The sequence below is a fragment of the Photorhabdus sp. RM71S genome (assembly GCF_042879355.1).
Taxonomy (GTDB): Bacteria; Pseudomonadota; Gammaproteobacteria; order Enterobacterales; family Enterobacteriaceae; genus Photorhabdus; species Photorhabdus kayaii.
Map to the genome: position 1 here is coordinate 23,221 of NZ_JBHFKV010000028.1, position 15,105 is coordinate 38,325.

A 15,105-nucleotide genomic window follows, 5' to 3' on the forward strand; every position below is an offset into this window, starting at 1 on the left:
ACGTGATCCTTATCGGGAAGGAGTAAAGCGAATAGGGTTTTTTGCACCAACGTTATTTGGGATAGACGAAGGATGCGTGGAGGTTGATGGTTCAAATGAAGATGGCGTTAAGGTTCCTGTAGGTGCGCTTTCTTGTGCATTATGCAGAAAAACAAGATCATCAAATGGCGAGTAATCTTCTTCCGGTGTTTTGCCGGCGTTGGGATCGGGTTTGTAGTCATCGACCACCATGGCAATACTGCGCAGGTCATTTTCGAGTCCGCGGACGGCATAAACTGTAAGGTTGTCAGGTGACGGAATAACGACACGGAGTTTCCGCGATATCTTGGATACCAGACATTCCCACTGCGCGGCAGTAACAACACCGGCACCTTCCACAAACGCTTTGCTACGGTCGGATGAGGACAGTACGTACCATAATGTTCTGTCCAGTCCTTTGAGCCAACGGAAGTGACCTGCCGGCAAACGTAAGTCCTGAGCATGTAGTGCAGACAATGCTGTGCGGGTGGTGCTGTGCTGGTGTATCCATGCCTGAGCTTTCGCGGTAGCTGTCACGCGTTGGAAAGCTTTATCCGCTAGGCTGAGTTGCGGATAGCCGCGTTTATTATTGTGTTCGTGCTGACGTTTGCCGCAGGAGCGATTGAGTTCATCACGTAGTGCCAGAGCTGCAAACCTGTCATCGCAAAATACCTGCAGACCAACAATGGCGACAATCGCGCGCTCGCAGGCACTGAAGTTGCTTGTGTTGTACAGTGGTGTTCCCAGTTGAGCTTCGAAAGCCTTGCGGGCGCGGGTATGGTCAAGCCGGTGTCCGATCACTAGTTTGTGCTGGGTCGCGAATTCTTCCGGAGTCATGGCGCTGCGGTGTTCAGGAGGATCTACATTCAGCAACTGAGTTTTGGGGTCTCCGTACTGCAACGCAGGGATAATTGCTGGTGAGAACGTGGCCATAATACGCGGAAGAGTGTAAATATTAATTTGTCGGCGCGTCAGACTAAGTGGATGGTTACGGGTAGCAACAAGCCCATACACCGTGATGGGAACCAGAAAAACATACAGGATGCTTGCAGTCTGATTCATCACATCAAGGAACTGGCCGAGTGTCAGATCATCTACTTTCCGACTTGCCCAAGCTAGGATATTCATCTTCTGAGTTACAAGGGCATGTGTTGCCGAAAAATCGGCAAATCCCCAGAGGTAATAGAGCATAACGCAGCAAGCGTAATAAAAGATGGAATGGAAAATGACCACGGCTATAAGAATTAGTGCTATGGCCATTAGCATCATGGTCCCCTGATCGTTATTGGGGGGCGTTGATGTAGACATTGAGGACTGCTCCGGTCAGTGATAGAACTGCATGACAGATGTGAGGAAATACCAGAATGAGTTTCGTCTGGTCGGTCTGTTTATGCGGTGGTATTAGCTGAAAAATGAAAAGGGCACCTGCTGTAGGAGCCCTTTTCAGAAGGATGGCATAAAGAGGATTAGGCTGTCAGGGCTTTTTGCTGTACAAACGCACTAAAATTGCTTCCAAGTTTAACTTTCTGCTGGAAGCTTGCAGAAAGCAAAACATCTAGCTTGTGCTTGAATTTTGGAATGGTAGTATCTTGGATTGTAAAGTAAGGCATGTCGAGATCGTTAAACTTCAGCGTTAACTTATGCCCTTCTAACTCATATCCAGCCCATGTGTTGTAGTCAAATCCGAAAACTTTTCTTCCCTTTCTGTTTAAAGCAATCAACAGAATTTCACCTGTTTTATTGTTGATGCCAAAAAAACTACCAGAAACGGAGTTATAAATGGAAACGATATTGTTGGTGTCTTCTCCAAATACTGAGCGGGTTATATTCTTAATTTTTTCTTCACTTTTCCTATATGTTAAGAGAATCAAAGACCATACAGATAAGGTCAAGATGAACATAATCGAAGAGAAGCCTGCATTACGACCTGTATCAAAGTAATTATATATTACCATGAGAGTGAAAATAGTTAAGATTAGTGCCAGAAGATGAATCGTTGTTAATAATGGAACTCGGTAGTTATTCATAAACTAATCCTTATTTTATGCCATCACTATTTGGATTATTTTCCTTACTTTTGTATTGTACACCCGGTGTACGTTGTAGTCCATGTGAGAACCCAGCAAAAATGCTTTTTGTTGACTCAGCGAGTCCACCTAAAATGCTTGCTGCTTCACGACCACCAAGCCATGAAATTATATAATCTGGCATGGTTACTTGTAAGGCAAAAACTCGTGTTACTGTGGTTGTACAAATCCTTGCATAGACCATTAACAGGCCTACTACAGTCACGATCCCGGTTATTGAATTGGACTGAACATTAGCAATCATTGGACCAAATAACATATTAAGTAACGTGCCTATGGCTATAATAACTAAGCTCGCAAACGTGAAACCTAATACCATTAACATTGGCCTAATTTGAGCATCGATCAGGAATATATATCCGTAAGCTGATCTACTTCCCTTTTCTTCTTCAGTACCTATATGAGTTGCTGCCCACAGTGAACCTCCTGTTGCGCCTACCAAAACACTCACGATCCAATTTGCTGCTGCCGCGATCCAATAGATAAATGGTATTATCGGGAGATATATGGAAAGGCTAAATCCAACACTTAAGAGAATAAGGCATGTAAAAAGTACGAGAGGAGTTATGGCTGATATTACGGCTGGATATACTTTTACAAGTCCGAGTGAGGCAATGTTAAGAATGAAATTTTGCGAGGCTGTTTCACTAGCGATTTTTGTTACGGCAAATGCAGTGTAAATAATTTCAGTGGTTACTAACGTATAATCGCCAATAGCTTTCATTTTTAACAGAGGATTCATCTGATCGCTATTGACTTGGCTATTGCCAACATCAGTAGTTGCTATGGCGTTAGTTATTTTCAACATTGGACTATGAATTAAACTGACAATTGCAGCTGAGGATTCATCTGAATTTGATGCTTGAAGAGTCTCTTTAGATGATTGTGTTCCTAATGGCGGTGTATATGACGAATTCTGCAGCTGTGAGTGATAGGCTGTCATTACATCATTTAATGTACTGCTGACACCGATATCCCCAAGGGAAGACTGCCCGCTGACAACTGGTTTCAGTGCTACGGCATCATTCACTTTCTGATTGGCTGTTGCAAAAGTCTGATACCATGCACCCAGTGAGAGCCAACCACTCTTTTTAAGTTGAGCGGTCATCGCCATCGAAAGTTCGTTACCGTCTCCCTGAGCATTAGCCACCTGATTGATGGTGTTCTCGTAGGCTTGTGCCGCCTGCTGGATGGCTGTTTCGGCATCAGGAATATTGCCACTGCCATTCTTCTGTTTATTGAGTATGGAGGTCACGAAGCTGGATGCCGACTGGTTTAACGTATTCTGCATCTGGTTCATGGCATTCCGCTGTGCTGTCTCGATATTGTCGGTGTTAATATCAGGAGAAAACAGCCAGCCAATTAGGCTGTTTTTGCTGGATGCCGGCAGTCGGGCCGAGCCACAACTTGCACTTTCATTAGTGATCTCGAATCCATCAGGAACGGACTTAATGGCCATCAGCGGCGTACTACTTTGACCGAACTGGTTGTACATGCTGTTCAGTTCCGTATTGATACCGTACATGCACAGATTCATTTCATAGATGGCGCGCGCTGAGCTCACGGTCTGAGGGGCAACAGGTTGCATCACCAGTGAATACCCGCTTTGCATCAGATCAGCGATTTTATCTGTCATCAGGTTAGCGCTGCCAATCCCCATCACTGAGACTGCCCAAAGGAAGATCAACTGGGCGATAGACCAGCCGGAGACGGTTGGCACCAGGAATAAAAATCCCACAACGGTGGTTACCACTGACATTGGCGTGGCTCCATTTCCAAAGACCTTGCCTGTATGACCGGCCTTCGTGATGTGTTTCAGGCTTATCATCAGGAACCAGATCATCGCCAGCGCGAAGACAATACCGTTAAAAATGAAGAACAACTGTCCGACCATTGTCGCATTAGTTGAGAACGGGTTAATGACAACGTCACCGAATATCATCACCAGAAGCTGACGTGACAGGTCTGAAGAACGTTTGGCGGCAGCTTCGATGCTGTCGAAGCTGACGATAGTATCGGCCAGCGCGATCGGAGCCCATAACAGGCTGACCAGCGTGCCGGCAAAAAGGGTTCGTAACCATTTCATAGAATAACCTCGGCCTGCTGACCGGTTAGTGAAGATACAAGGGTGTCAGGTTGGTTAGCGCCAGGGGCTGAGAGTCATGCGTAGCCAGGGTGTGTCACGGCGGAAGTCATTGAAAGTCCCACGTTCCTGAATGCTGACGCGGTGTTCACGTAACTGCCAGAGGCGCCAGGTACAAACCAGTGCCTGCAGCAGGGGAATGCTGGCCAGTGCTAGCAATATAAACAGCGTGATAAACACCTGGATAAGCAGGGATGCGTTATAAATCCCGCTAAGTAACGCCGCCAGAAATAATCCCAGGGACAACAGGACTGGGAGGCTCCCCATGAACAGAAAGAAACGCTTACGGCGCAGTTGCTGATGTTCCAGCTCCGTGAGGCTGATACCACTGGCGGCTACTGCCTCTTGCCAATTCAGTTCGGGCTGGTGGCGGTGCCGGGCCAGCAACTTGCGGGCGACACGGATGCGCTGCAACTGCTTGACCATAGAAGGAACGATATGATTTTTGGTATAGCGCGCTTCTGACAAGGGAATGAATAGATTGGCCAGATAATACAGGCTGGTTCGAAGTTTCATCGTGCAACCCCCGCTTTAACTTGTTCCATCTTGCTGGTCAGCAGCGGTCGGTAATTCTGAGTCGCTAGTAAGGCCAGTTGTTGACCAAGCAGAATATTGGTTTTCTCCTGCTCACGTTTGAGACCTAGAGCCAGCCAGTTCGCCAGGCTTTGTACGCGAATCTGTTCACGAATCAGGTTGTCACCTTCCATTTGCTGCAGGTCTGAGAGGTAATCGGTATTGGCATAACGTCGTCCTGTCTCAAAGGCCTCGAATTCACGTTGTGCCATTTCACCGCTGCGGCGTGCCTGTTGGGAGGCGGTCTGGTCAAAGTAAGATTTGGCTGACGGCACTTTGAGTGCATTACTCAACGCATCTTTAGTCGCTGCGTTGGGCGCGCTGGCAGCAATCATGGCCAGCTGAGGTTCACGGGCTGCATCCATAATGCCCTGATACTGTGTCATCAGACCTGCATACTGCTTCCCGGAAGCTGTTTTGACTTCACCTTTTCCCAACTGACGACCGGCAATCGGCGCAGTGGTGTTCAACGCATAGGCCATGGCTGCATCTGTCTGCATCTGGGTAAACGTCAGGTCGGGTGTTTTACCTGGCTTACCCGCGCCATCAAGCAGTGATGCAAGCTGTTTATCACCGCCAGGGTATTGTGATACAGCCGGGCATAGATCAGTGCCGCCATAGGCGGCATAGTCAGTTTCGTCACACCACTGCGCATGGAGGGTGGCGCTCTGGTACTGCACTTGGTCAGGTGCAGGGGGGGCGTTAGTGATGGCTTGGCGGATTTTACTGTTGCTGATTCCGCCACCGCGAGAATAGCTACTTTGCGTTGCCCGAGCCTGACTGTTAACCCGGGCGGCTGCACCCGAGGTTGATTCACTGCAGATAGTCTCTGGCACTGCAAAACTGCGGCGTGCCTGCTCGAGACGTTCGGTCTGGCGCGCAAAACTGTCCTGCGTTTGTCTGGCCTGAGCTGACTGTTCAATCATGCTAGCGACTTTGTCTCCGTTGGCGTTAATCGCCGTGCCTACCTGATGTTGGGTGTTGGCTATTTCAGTTAATGTTCCGTTGGCTGTCCTGAGCTGAGGCATGACGTCCCGGGTTATCGGTACGCTGCTGTTGACGTTAACGGTATAGGCATATGACGGTGCCGCAATTAATAATGAGGCCAGCGACAGAGTGCAGATGGCTGGCCGGATGTAACGACTGAGGTTTTTTTTCATGATGATTTCCTTGCTGGATTACCCTTGCAGATAGCCGTAATCACTGAGAAGTTGATCTGCCAGACGGTTGACTACGCTCTCATCGTCATCGCTGTTGGCCTGTTCCTTCATGTGGTTAAGCTGAGCGCTGGCGCTGGCTCGCGGAAATTTAGCGGCCAGTAATTCGCGTGCTGTACGTGTTCCCAGCTTTGCTGTCAGCGCCTTTCGTAAGGCACGGTCTGCCGGCGTTGAGTTAAGCGCCCACAGTTCACGGGGACCTACTGCATGTTTGAGCAGCTGTGCCACATTGCCCCGGGTAGTCTGGAATATCCCGAGGAACGTGGTGCCGGAACCGTCTGGTGCAGCACCACGAGGAGTTTTTAACAGACGGCGCAGCGTGATTTCAGGGATCTGATAGGCTTTACTGAGCAGCGCAAAGTCACGTTCACGTACACGCATCAGATACACTGAGTTCGCTGATTCCAGCAGATCTGGCGGATAATCGTCGGGATATTGTGAGGCAAAGACCGTCCTGACGCCAAATTTGCGTTGTTCACGGTCTTCAGTCTGTAGCGCATCCCATAGCACCTGAACACCTTTGATATTGTGCATCTCATCGATGAATATCAGCTTGGTTTCCTGATCCAGTTGCTCAATACGTTTACGATGTAACGAGGTATAACGAGGATCTAAATGCGCGTAGAGCTCATCCTGTATTTGAGGCAAATAAAAGTCATTCCCGCACCCAATCTGACGAGCAAACTGGTACATGATGCCAGTTTTTAGTTTCCCTTCTGGTGTGGGTTTCCCCGCCACGTTATTAACATCAACGATCGCAATACGGGTTTCCGGGCTAAAGACTAGGCGGGTTCGTCCGGATAGCAGTGGATAATCTGTAAGCGCTTTAGCCAGACAGCGTGAAACGTACTTCAGTAGAGGTTCCTGCGTGCCAGGGCGGGTAACACCGGCAAAAGTATCTTTAAGCTCCTTGCTGTTGAGTTCGTTTTGCAGATCGTTAAGTAATGGCACTGCCTGGGACTGCGCCAGTGTGGCCTCTTTAACGTACCCTTTATCGAACAGGAGGTCACGAACTTCATACCAACTGGCGGTTTCCCACCATTCAGGTGCGAATGCATGGATCAGTTCGCTTTCTTTGAGCGCTTTATCGACATCAGATATAAGGCCCGGTCCATAGCGGGTTGGATTAATTTCACCTTTTTCCTTAAACGCACTATCGACAATACGCCCCAGAATATCTGCACAGCTGATCGGGTCAGGTGGCATTCCCGTTTCCGGATCGGCACACAGACTTTTTAGCAGATTGAGGATGTAGTCGCGTTCGGTACTGAGCGGGGTTTTCAGGCCGAGCTGGATATCCATTGGGTTACGGCAGTGCTCGGCGGTGTTTTTCAGAATGATGCTGACAATCTTGTGCTTTGCATCAACTGGTAACGCATCATGAATGATGTCGTAAAACCCTTGTGTGGTGTATCCCTTATCGATTAACAACATGAACGGCAGTTCGGTGTTGCCGTTGGACAGGAATGACAGATGGTTGCTGTTGGCCAATACTGATTTACCGGAACCCGGTGGCCCCATGATGAGCTCAGTGTGTTTTTCCTGCAAGGGGCTGGCCAGCTGGACAACGAAGGGTTTGCGCCCGGGCGTCATATAGATGGCATTACCCGCTGACCATGGGCTACAGGGCTGTTGCAGGGGCAACAGCCGAAGGACATCTGAAAGCGGCGAAAACATCAAATTTGGGCCGCTGTAGCTGGATATTGCCGGTAGCGTTGACACCCATGCGCGAACCGGATCGCCAAATGTGCCGGTGATATTGGTAATGCCCCAGCCCTGTAGGGATTTTTTCAGCAACGTCAGATTGCGCTGCAGGGTCTTTTTGTCCCGGTGCCAGGTGCTGGCGGTGATGCTGAGGCCAATAACGGTGTCTTTTTTGTCGCGCTCCAGTAACCACTGTACAGAATCATACTGCTGGCGGAGTGAAGGCATGATGGCTAGGAATGTGAGCAGAAAGTTTTTGCTTCCCAACATCTTGGCACCACCAGGCATCAGATCAAAGCGCAGGCGCCAGGGCACTTGGCGAGGTACATTGGCAAATAGTTCCGGGAAGATTTGCGGCCGTTGCGGGAAGAGTGTCATTGCCAGTTGACCATGACAGAAACCGTCTGCCTCGACGATAGGTCCATCCGTATTTATCTCGGTGTCGCAGTACTGGTAGTTCAGATGCGGCGCTAGGCAGGCGCTGATATCTTCTCCATCGCCCCGCAGGTGCCCGTGTGGCATAACGCGATCGCCCGGAAGTAATGGTTGCCAGTGTGGTGAGGTACTGCTTTTTTCTATCTCATCGCGAATGATTCGGCCGGTTTCATGCGCATCCATCAGACGAACGGAAACGCCATTATTACCGGCATCCATGTCAAAAACCAGCTTATCGATAAAGGCATCGTGGCGCAGTTTCAGCCCCTCGAACTCCGCATACAGCGGATTTTGTGAAAAGCGCGTTTCGGGTAAATTACCCAAGGCGTTCTGACGACGAGTTTCGCTTTTTAGTTCATCCGGGGGCAAAGCAGCGATGGCGGTATAGACCACCAGAAAAACGCGTTCACGGGCGACGTATGGTGACATTTTTATAATTCTTTCTTCCGCAATGTCATCCATATCCAGACGCAGACGCTGCCATCCTCGACGCAATGGTTTCATTAGTTCGGTCATTTCTTCGGTGCCGCGATCCGGATCGTGTTCAAACACGATACTGAGTTTATGACCGAGCGTTTTAAAGTCACCGGTGAGTTTTTCAGCCAGGCTCTTAATAAAAAACTGGAACGTACCGGAAACAGGCTGTTTGCCTTCAGGGACTTCATCAAAACTGAAATCGCGAAAAGCCCCTTTAATTTCCAGACAACTGACATAGTCATTATTACGTGTCACCTGAATGTAAGGGGCATCCATCGAGGGATGACGGATTTTATCGTCATCGGTCAGGCCAATGACCGTGCGCAGGTCGCAGTAGTCTGCAAAGTTCTGTCCTAGCGTATAGCGTGACAGCCAGGCCAATGCGTCTTCAATTTTGTCGATAATCATGCGTCACCTTTGTGTGAGGTAATGTTGGTACATCAGTGGCCACCATACCGGTGTTGACTCAAGCTGAGTCTTATCTTTGAGAGAAGGCAGACGGGAAGGATTAAGAACAGGGGCGATGCTCTGCCAAGTAATGCGAATATCCGGGCGTTGTTCCGGTGGAGTGCGGTGGAGCGCCTGAGAAAAAGCGCCGGGATGGGATGTGCCAAAGACACTTTCGGTTAGCACTTTATGCTCTGTAAGCCAGTCGAGTAATTTACGGGCATCATCACGCATTGCGCTATCTTCGCAAGCGAGTGCTACATGTAACGTGCGTTGAAAGTGGCTAACGTCTTCAGGAGAAAGCCCGGGCAGCATGACCATCACGGCATTATCGGCGTTGAGCGTATCGAGCTCCCGCCAGGCACGGCAGAACGGGTCTACGACAGTCAGGTTTTCATCACCGTTATTGAGTGGGTTACCGTCGCGCCACAGGGCGGTATTTTCACCGGAAGGGTAGCCGCAATATTCACATTCACAACCCAGAGACTGTGCATGTGCATCCAGTTGAGATTGGTTTGTGGGAGCAATCTGCTCGCCTGCTACTGTTTTTTTAAGGTCAAGCTCAAACATGCCTCAGCCTCCTGTGGGGAAAAGCGAGAAGAAGGGGGCCGTAAAAAAGGTATGGCTGGAAAAGGCTGATAGTTGATTAAAGGTGAATGGCTGGCCTTTTTTATCGGTAAAGCAAGTAGGCGAAAGCCGCGCACCTATTGCGATTTTCTTTTTCATAAGACCGCTTTAAATGAACAGAAATTAAAGTCTCCTGAGAGAACGTCATGTGTCAGACTGATTACTCCCCGGCGTCTGCCGGGGAGTAATGGGATCAGGTTCCCACCGGATTTAGGCCCATCTGTTTCTGACCACGGCTGACAATCTGGCTCAGGGCTAACAGAAACAGACCAATACCGAACATTACTGCGATTTCCCAGGGCTTAATGTTTGGATTGTTCTTTTTCCAGCGCATCATCAGCAACGCCAGAACGATAAAGATAATCCCCACGACGGGTGCAGCATCCAGTACCGGCTGCTTGATGTCGGTAAAAAAGCCAAGGCCATTACTAACCATACCGGCTAGGTCATCACCTGATGCATGTGCCGGTTGGTTGGCTAGGGCACTTAGAATCAAGCCGGTGAGCCAAAGTGACATACGGAGACGCAGTTGATAAACGCGCAGGGAAAGTTCTACCGCTACCCACAAAGAGATATTCTTTAAGTTTTTCATATAGTTCCTCAGAAATTACCAATGAAGATTGAGAGTGTTTTGAATGGCGTTGAGCACCGGAGGGTTGCAGACCAGTAACAGACCGCAGAAGAAACGTTTTATGCCGGAGGTAATGTCATCACCGCGTGATAAGCCGGTATGACCATCTTTTTGGGAACGTCGTAAGCGTAATAAGCCGTTGAGTATAAAAGCCCAGCCTATGGTCTGGAGTGCAGTCAGACCGGCATTTACGGCCTGAGCAGCGGGACCATAACGGGCTTCAGGAACGTAGGCTATGGCATCAAAGGTCACTGCGCCCAGACCAAGTTGGTTTGAGCCAGCATTCACCACGCTTTCAATGCTGATGATGCAACACCCCAGCAGGATAACGGCCAGGAAACTGCCCGCCGCATCGGTACGTTGACCACGACGGGTTCGTCCCGCCTGCCCCGTCAGATACAGGATAATCAGAGCGATCCCGCCAACGCCGGCAATAGCCAGTACCAGTTGAGTACTTACTGCAGCCAGACTATTAACGGCAGTGACCAGCATCTGGACAAAATCCATATCAGCTCCTTAACGGATCACACCAGATGAGGTCACAATTTCCCGTTTACTCTCATCGATGCTTAATACTGTGGCACCGGCAAAACGATCTCCTGGTCGTAATGCCCAACTGCTACCTTGCCAGGTCACCCACGCTAACCCCGGATAAAGGCTGTTAATCTGCGCCTTGTGTCCTGACCAGCTCGACTTGGCTCGTGGTTTACTGCGTGCTGATGTGGCTGTTGTTTTGGGTTCAATCGTCTGCGTGACTGGTACCTGAACGGAAGGTGTCGTTGGTGTGTTGCGTAGCTGTGGCGATTCCGACAACCGTTGTTCTACTGCATCTAGACGACGAGCTAGCGCGCTGAGTCCTTCACGCGTTTTTTCCCCATAAACCTGCTGGGCATTGATCGCACGGGAAACTTCAGTCGCCAGTGATTCTGGTGGTGATGAAGTCTCTGTTATTTCCCGGTTATCAAGTGTCGGAGGCGATGGGGGCACTATATCCGGTAGAGAAGATGCTGATGGCGTTGCTAGCGCGATGTCAGGTGGCGCTTCCTGTTCTGGGGCGCTTATTGGGGCGTATGTTGTGAACTGCGGCTGTGAGGGCGTGGAAGGTGCGCTCCCGCTGAGTTTCCAGGTTAGCCCCAAAATAGCGAAAATCGCCAGAGCGGCGACTTGATATTTTGGCTGATCCCATATTGGGCGCTTTTTAGACGTCTTCGATGGTATCTGTTGTGTGTCCTCCTTTACGTCATCATCGGGGAGCGCCTCGGGCGCGTGCTGTTCAAGGTCAAAGTGCGATTTCATCGGGGTTCTCCTGCAGAAATTGGGGTGCAATCTTTGTCAGTGACGGCTTTCATAAACAGAATTGAGACAACCTGCCGACGATCAACGTTGACCTGAGTGATTGGCAATCTCGATGAATCCTGCGTCATGACTTGGGCAGTTTGTTGTCCGATACCGCCAGCAATTACGCCAGCCACTGCTTTACCGTCAGGTGATCCAGTTCGGCCGGTGATTGTGCCGCTGTTGGTTGAAAGAATTTGCGTATTGCTGTCTTCATACAACTGACCAACTTTGCCGATCCCGTTAGCCAGAGCAGGAAGGAGAATGCGCGTGACATAGCGATGGTTGACGTTACTGGCCACCGATGAACGTTGTGTCTCATCGTCCAGAGCGTAGGCATCAACGTTGCAGGTCATCCCGGCATATTCGAGCGTTTTGAAATTAATGACGACACCGTCACCAGCCAACTGAACGCTTTTAGCTGCCAGCATGGCACCGGCCAGTTTCCCCGCTGGAATCTTGGCCAGAACAGGTGATGAGGAGCTATCGGAATTTACAGCGGTATCGATGGTGCTAGGATAACGGGACAGGGCAGGGATCTGGATTCGAGCGGGGACAACTGCTGCTGTCTCTGTGGCTGACAATGCCGCTGTCTGCTGTGGCATCAACCCGGGAACGCTTTGTGCCCATTGCGTAAAGGCAGACTGCATCTGGCCATCCTGTTCTTCTCCGTTTCCAGAGAAAGAGGATGCCAGTTGCATATCTACTGGTTTCCAGCGATCGCTGAGTTGTTTCAGAAGATTGTTGACCTGTTGCTTTTGCTCATCATTTAAGCCCCCTTGTGCACCGGTGTTTGCATTTTGCGCTGAAGTATCAGCTTGAGTTTTCAATGCTACGGGCTTGGCCGTCAGCTTTGCTGAAATGGGAGGATCATCTTGCAGCTGGCTCTCACTGAGTGAGGCAACAAAACTGTTGCCATCAGTTTCTGCTTCTTCAGCTCCTTTCTGATTAGAGAGTCGCAGTAGTGCCCGATACTGGTGGCTTTCCTGGCTGGTAACTGGAGCGTTATTGGCGACACGGTTGAGGTTATATTGTGAGTCCGAAACGTCTGATTGATTAAACCAGCCGTATCCGAGATAGGTAATGGCAGCGAGGACAATAACAACACCAATAATCAGCACCAGAGTCTTTTTACCGTCGCTGGCAGCATCCTGTTCTATCGACATTATTGCAACTCCAGAGTAAGTGGGACGTTATGTCCCTGAACTGAGAAGGTAATGTAAGGTGTGGCAGGTATTTTCCAGACGTGAGTTCCGTCGGCAGAGGACAAAGTACTGTCGAACGAGTCACGTAAATCCGCACGGGATCGCAGATAAATGTCATCCCCTAATTGCCAGGCTTGTATATCAGATACTCCGCCGTGTGTTTTAATGACCTGAGCTTCTTTGGGAGGAACACCATCAAGAAATGCCTGCAGCGTGTTGTCACACAAACCGATCTTCTGGCGCGGTGCAGCCATAGACTGGGCTGCTGGGCCACGTTGAGGAATACGCAGGTCAAGACGGCTGTCAGTTGGCTGTGAGGCTTGCGGATTGCCGGGCTCTCCGCTGGTCATACTGACGACGACAGGTACTGTGAGACCTTTGAGGTAGACTGTTACACTGCCGGTGTCATAAGGCCGACGAGCCTGAATGGCCATTGACGGAGTGTCAGGCAGATAATTCACTTGGAAACCCGCCGGATTGCCATTGATAGGTGGAGCGGCGATAGGCCAAGGGGCTCCAGTTTGATCCGTAAAGTTCATTATCCCCGGATAATTGGGCAATACCTGAACCATCGGCAGAGATGCGCCTGGTTTCAGGTTGACAGTCAATGAGCGAATACGAGGCACGGCAGTTACCGGCTCGATGGCGGCACTGCGTTGTACTTCGTCAAGAGCAGAACGCAACTGACTGACCGCAGGGGGGGGTAATGGGGTCGTCACGCTCCTGGCGTAAGGGAGCGCGGCATCCGGTGGTAACAACGCATGACTCTGGCTGGCGGTTTCGGTGGCCGCCCCAGCTTCCCCTGTACTGGTTGTTGCAGGTTGTGCTGCCGGAGTGGCGGCGGCAGTCGGGGCTGAGACGCTCGGGGGGGCTGTGAGTGTTTGGGCAGATTGCCAGGCAAGTGCGGGTGAGGTTTCAGCGGCTATTACCGCCATGCTACTCATTAAAGCAGGCAGCAGGATGATTAGAAATTTCATTGAGCAGTTGCCTCCCTTGTCACAACCTGAATGACCTCAAGCCCGTCTTTTTTAAGGCGAGGGTCAGCGCGAGTGATCAGCATGACCAGTGTGAAGCTCTGCGGTGGTAGTGAGGATGTTTGTCCATTGAGTCGCAGAGTGATGGGATATTGCACTCTCCAGGCGTAAGCGCCGTTATTGAGAACGCCTTTGCTGACGATGACGCCAGATGATGTTAGTACAGACAGATTCATCTTTTTATCGCGCACGTTAGCCAGCACGTTTGAATTCACCAGGGCGTTGTAATAGCTGGTAAAACCCGCCGTTGAGAAACTGTCCTGACGGGCATTGATTTGCTCGCGGAAATGCACAAAGTCGAGGGTGAAGTCGGCGCGAATATGACTGGCTCCATAGTCCATGATATCGGCATCGCTATACACCGGTTCGTTGATGGTCGGAATGGGAATGATGCGTCCATGGTCGCTGGCAATCACGCTTTGCGGTGGATTTGCTGATTTCCATGCGAAATAGCTGTTGCTCAGGATCAACAGGACAATCGCGATAGCCTGCCAAGTATTGGTCTGTAGGCTACGGCGAGTGAAGCTGACATTCAACTGGGCTTCCTGATGCCGTGCGATAGCCGGAGCGTAAGGATTATCAGGCTTCACAGGCGGTGAGGCTGGGGGCTTTTTCATAGCAAACTTCCATGATAATGAGCCCGAATGATATTTATCGAACGGGCTTAGGTAGGAAAAGGGGGTTACAGCGAGAACGGGTAAGCGTTACCTGCAGAAGGTGCGCTGGAGGCGGCCGGTGCTGAGGACGTGACAGTATTGACAGCATTTCTGGCACTGCGAATGCTTACGGGTATATTGGTTGTTGGGATATAACCCTGACCCAAATCCCCCCATGGATCGATGTTGCTGGGCAAGAGCGACGACACCTTGTCACGTGCCGCTGCGCAAACCTTGCTTTTTATCTGATCCAAAATGTGACTGAAATCGGGGAAAGTCGGTACCGTGATACTGGTGCTGATATCACCCAGACACTGCGAAAACCCATTGCTGGCTTGTTGCTCTCGCTGAGTCCATGATTCAGCTGCTTTTCGATCTTGCTTGTATCCCGCCTGCGCCCCGGCCATTGCTGCTGATGTTGCCGCGCAACTGGCGGCATGCATGGCAGGGACGAAAAGGATGGCACATAGCAGGACACCGATAGTGACAGTCTGTTTCATCGGTTTCATTAGTATG

The 15,105-nt window shown here is 50.2% G+C and carries 15 protein-coding genes; all 15 read right to left on the minus strand.

Features of this window, described 5'->3' with window-relative positions; translation table 11 throughout:
- Window positions 1–9: 9 nt before the first annotated feature.
- The 15 genes from ACGF5R_RS15080 to ACGF5R_RS15150 all read right to left on the minus strand — a co-directional run bounded on the left by ACGF5R_RS15080 (window position 10) and on the right by ACGF5R_RS15150 (window position 15,098).
- Complete coding sequence (locus tag ACGF5R_RS15080) at window positions 10–1,326, minus strand: conjugal transfer protein TrbA (protein WP_387691525.1); 1,317 nt, start codon at window positions 1,324–1,326, stop codon at window positions 10–12.
- Window positions 1,327–1,484: 158 nt separating this feature from the next.
- Window positions 1,485–2,045 carry a hypothetical protein gene (locus ACGF5R_RS15085; RefSeq protein ID WP_387691527.1) on the minus strand — a complete coding sequence of 187 codons (561 nt, stop codon included), beginning with the start codon at window positions 2,043–2,045 and terminating at the stop codon, window positions 1,485–1,487.
- Between the two features lie 10 nt (window positions 2,046–2,055).
- Entirely contained in the window at window positions 2,056–4,191 is a 2,136-nt protein-coding gene (locus tag ACGF5R_RS15090) for a DotA/TraY family protein (protein WP_387691529.1), read from the minus strand.
- Between the two features lie 54 nt (window positions 4,192–4,245).
- A complete protein-coding gene (gene traX, locus ACGF5R_RS15095; protein ID WP_387691530.1) occupies window positions 4,246–4,764 on the minus strand; it encodes a conjugal transfer protein TraX in 519 nt (172 codons plus the stop codon).
- Window positions 4,761–5,981: a conjugal transfer protein TraW gene (traW, locus tag ACGF5R_RS15100; protein ID WP_387691532.1), complete on the minus strand. Its 1,221-nt coding sequence runs from the start codon at window positions 5,979–5,981 to the stop codon at window positions 4,761–4,763. Before traW ends, traX begins: the two co-directional genes overlap by 4 nt.
- 18 nt (window positions 5,982–5,999) lie before the next feature.
- Window positions 6,000–9,062, minus strand: coding sequence for an ATP-binding protein (locus tag ACGF5R_RS15105; protein ID WP_387691534.1), 3,063 nt, complete (start codon window positions 9,060–9,062; stop codon window positions 6,000–6,002).
- Between the two features lie 3 nt (window positions 9,063–9,065).
- Entirely contained in the window at window positions 9,066–9,671 is a 606-nt protein-coding gene (locus ACGF5R_RS15110) for a hypothetical protein (protein ID WP_387691536.1), read from the minus strand.
- Window positions 9,672–9,674: 3 nt separating this feature from the next.
- Window positions 9,675–9,827, minus strand: coding sequence for a hypothetical protein (locus ACGF5R_RS15115; RefSeq protein WP_387691538.1), 153 nt, complete (start codon window positions 9,825–9,827; stop codon window positions 9,675–9,677).
- 94 nt (window positions 9,828–9,921) lie between these two features.
- Window positions 9,922–10,320, minus strand: coding sequence for a DUF6750 family protein (locus ACGF5R_RS15120; RefSeq protein ID WP_387691539.1), 399 nt, complete (start codon window positions 10,318–10,320; stop codon window positions 9,922–9,924).
- Window positions 10,321–10,335: 15 nt separating this feature from the next.
- Complete coding sequence (traQ, locus tag ACGF5R_RS15125; RefSeq protein ID WP_387691541.1) at window positions 10,336–10,866, minus strand: conjugal transfer protein TraQ; 531 nt, start codon at window positions 10,864–10,866, stop codon at window positions 10,336–10,338.
- A 9-nt stretch (window positions 10,867–10,875) separates the two neighbouring features.
- Window positions 10,876–11,655: a hypothetical protein gene (locus ACGF5R_RS15130; protein WP_387691543.1), complete on the minus strand. Its 780-nt coding sequence runs from the start codon at window positions 11,653–11,655 to the stop codon at window positions 10,876–10,878.
- The gene (traO, locus tag ACGF5R_RS15135; protein ID WP_387691544.1) at window positions 11,652–12,860 is read right to left on the minus strand and encodes a conjugal transfer protein TraO; all 1,209 of its coding nucleotides are present in this window, start codon (window positions 12,858–12,860) and stop codon (window positions 11,652–11,654) included. Before traO ends, ACGF5R_RS15130 begins: the two co-directional genes overlap by 4 nt.
- Entirely contained in the window at window positions 12,860–13,876 is a 1,017-nt protein-coding gene (locus tag ACGF5R_RS15140) for a DotH/IcmK family type IV secretion protein (RefSeq protein ID WP_387691546.1), read from the minus strand. Before ACGF5R_RS15140 ends, traO begins: the two co-directional genes overlap by 1 nt.
- A complete protein-coding gene (locus tag ACGF5R_RS15145; protein WP_387691548.1) occupies window positions 13,873–14,550 on the minus strand; it encodes a DotI/IcmL/TraM family protein in 678 nt (225 codons plus the stop codon). Before ACGF5R_RS15145 ends, ACGF5R_RS15140 begins: the two co-directional genes overlap by 4 nt.
- Window positions 14,551–14,615: 65 nt before the next feature.
- The gene (locus ACGF5R_RS15150) at window positions 14,616–15,098 is read right to left on the minus strand and encodes a hypothetical protein (RefSeq protein WP_387691549.1); all 483 of its coding nucleotides are present in this window, start codon (window positions 15,096–15,098) and stop codon (window positions 14,616–14,618) included.
- Window positions 15,099–15,105 lie beyond the last annotated feature (7 nt).

Coding starts and splice junctions, on each gene's coding strand:
- ACGF5R_RS15130 (WP_387691543.1), bottom strand. CDS start 11,655: ATGAAATCGCACTTTGACCTTGAACAGCACGCGCCCGAGGCGCTCCCC.
- ACGF5R_RS15110 (WP_387691536.1), bottom strand. CDS start 9,671: ATGTTTGAGCTTGACCTTAAAAAAACAGTAGCAGGCGAGCAGATTGCT.
- ACGF5R_RS15115 (WP_387691538.1), bottom strand. CDS start 9,827: ATGAAAAAGAAAATCGCAATAGGTGCGCGGCTTTCGCCTACTTGCTTT.
- traO (WP_387691544.1), bottom strand. CDS start 12,860: ATGTCGATAGAACAGGATGCTGCCAGCGACGGTAAAAAGACTCTGGTG.
- traW (WP_387691532.1), bottom strand. CDS start 5,981: ATGAAAAAAAACCTCAGTCGTTACATCCGGCCAGCCATCTGCACTCTG.
- ACGF5R_RS15120 (WP_387691539.1), bottom strand. CDS start 10,320: ATGAAAAACTTAAAGAATATCTCTTTGTGGGTAGCGGTAGAACTTTCC.
- traX (WP_387691530.1), bottom strand. CDS start 4,764: ATGAAACTTCGAACCAGCCTGTATTATCTGGCCAATCTATTCATTCCC.
- ACGF5R_RS15080 (WP_387691525.1), bottom strand. CDS start 1,326: ATGTCTACATCAACGCCCCCCAATAACGATCAGGGGACCATGATGCTA.
- ACGF5R_RS15150 (WP_387691549.1), bottom strand. CDS start 15,098: ATGAAACCGATGAAACAGACTGTCACTATCGGTGTCCTGCTATGTGCC.
- ACGF5R_RS15105 (WP_387691534.1), bottom strand. CDS start 9,062: ATGATTATCGACAAAATTGAAGACGCATTGGCCTGGCTGTCACGCTAT.
- ACGF5R_RS15140 (WP_387691546.1), bottom strand. CDS start 13,876: ATGAAATTTCTAATCATCCTGCTGCCTGCTTTAATGAGTAGCATGGCG.
- ACGF5R_RS15085 (WP_387691527.1), bottom strand. CDS start 2,045: ATGAATAACTACCGAGTTCCATTATTAACAACGATTCATCTTCTGGCA.
- ACGF5R_RS15090 (WP_387691529.1), bottom strand. CDS start 4,191: ATGAAATGGTTACGAACCCTTTTTGCCGGCACGCTGGTCAGCCTGTTA.
- traQ (WP_387691541.1), bottom strand. CDS start 10,866: ATGGATTTTGTCCAGATGCTGGTCACTGCCGTTAATAGTCTGGCTGCA.
- ACGF5R_RS15145 (WP_387691548.1), bottom strand. CDS start 14,550: ATGAAAAAGCCCCCAGCCTCACCGCCTGTGAAGCCTGATAATCCTTAC.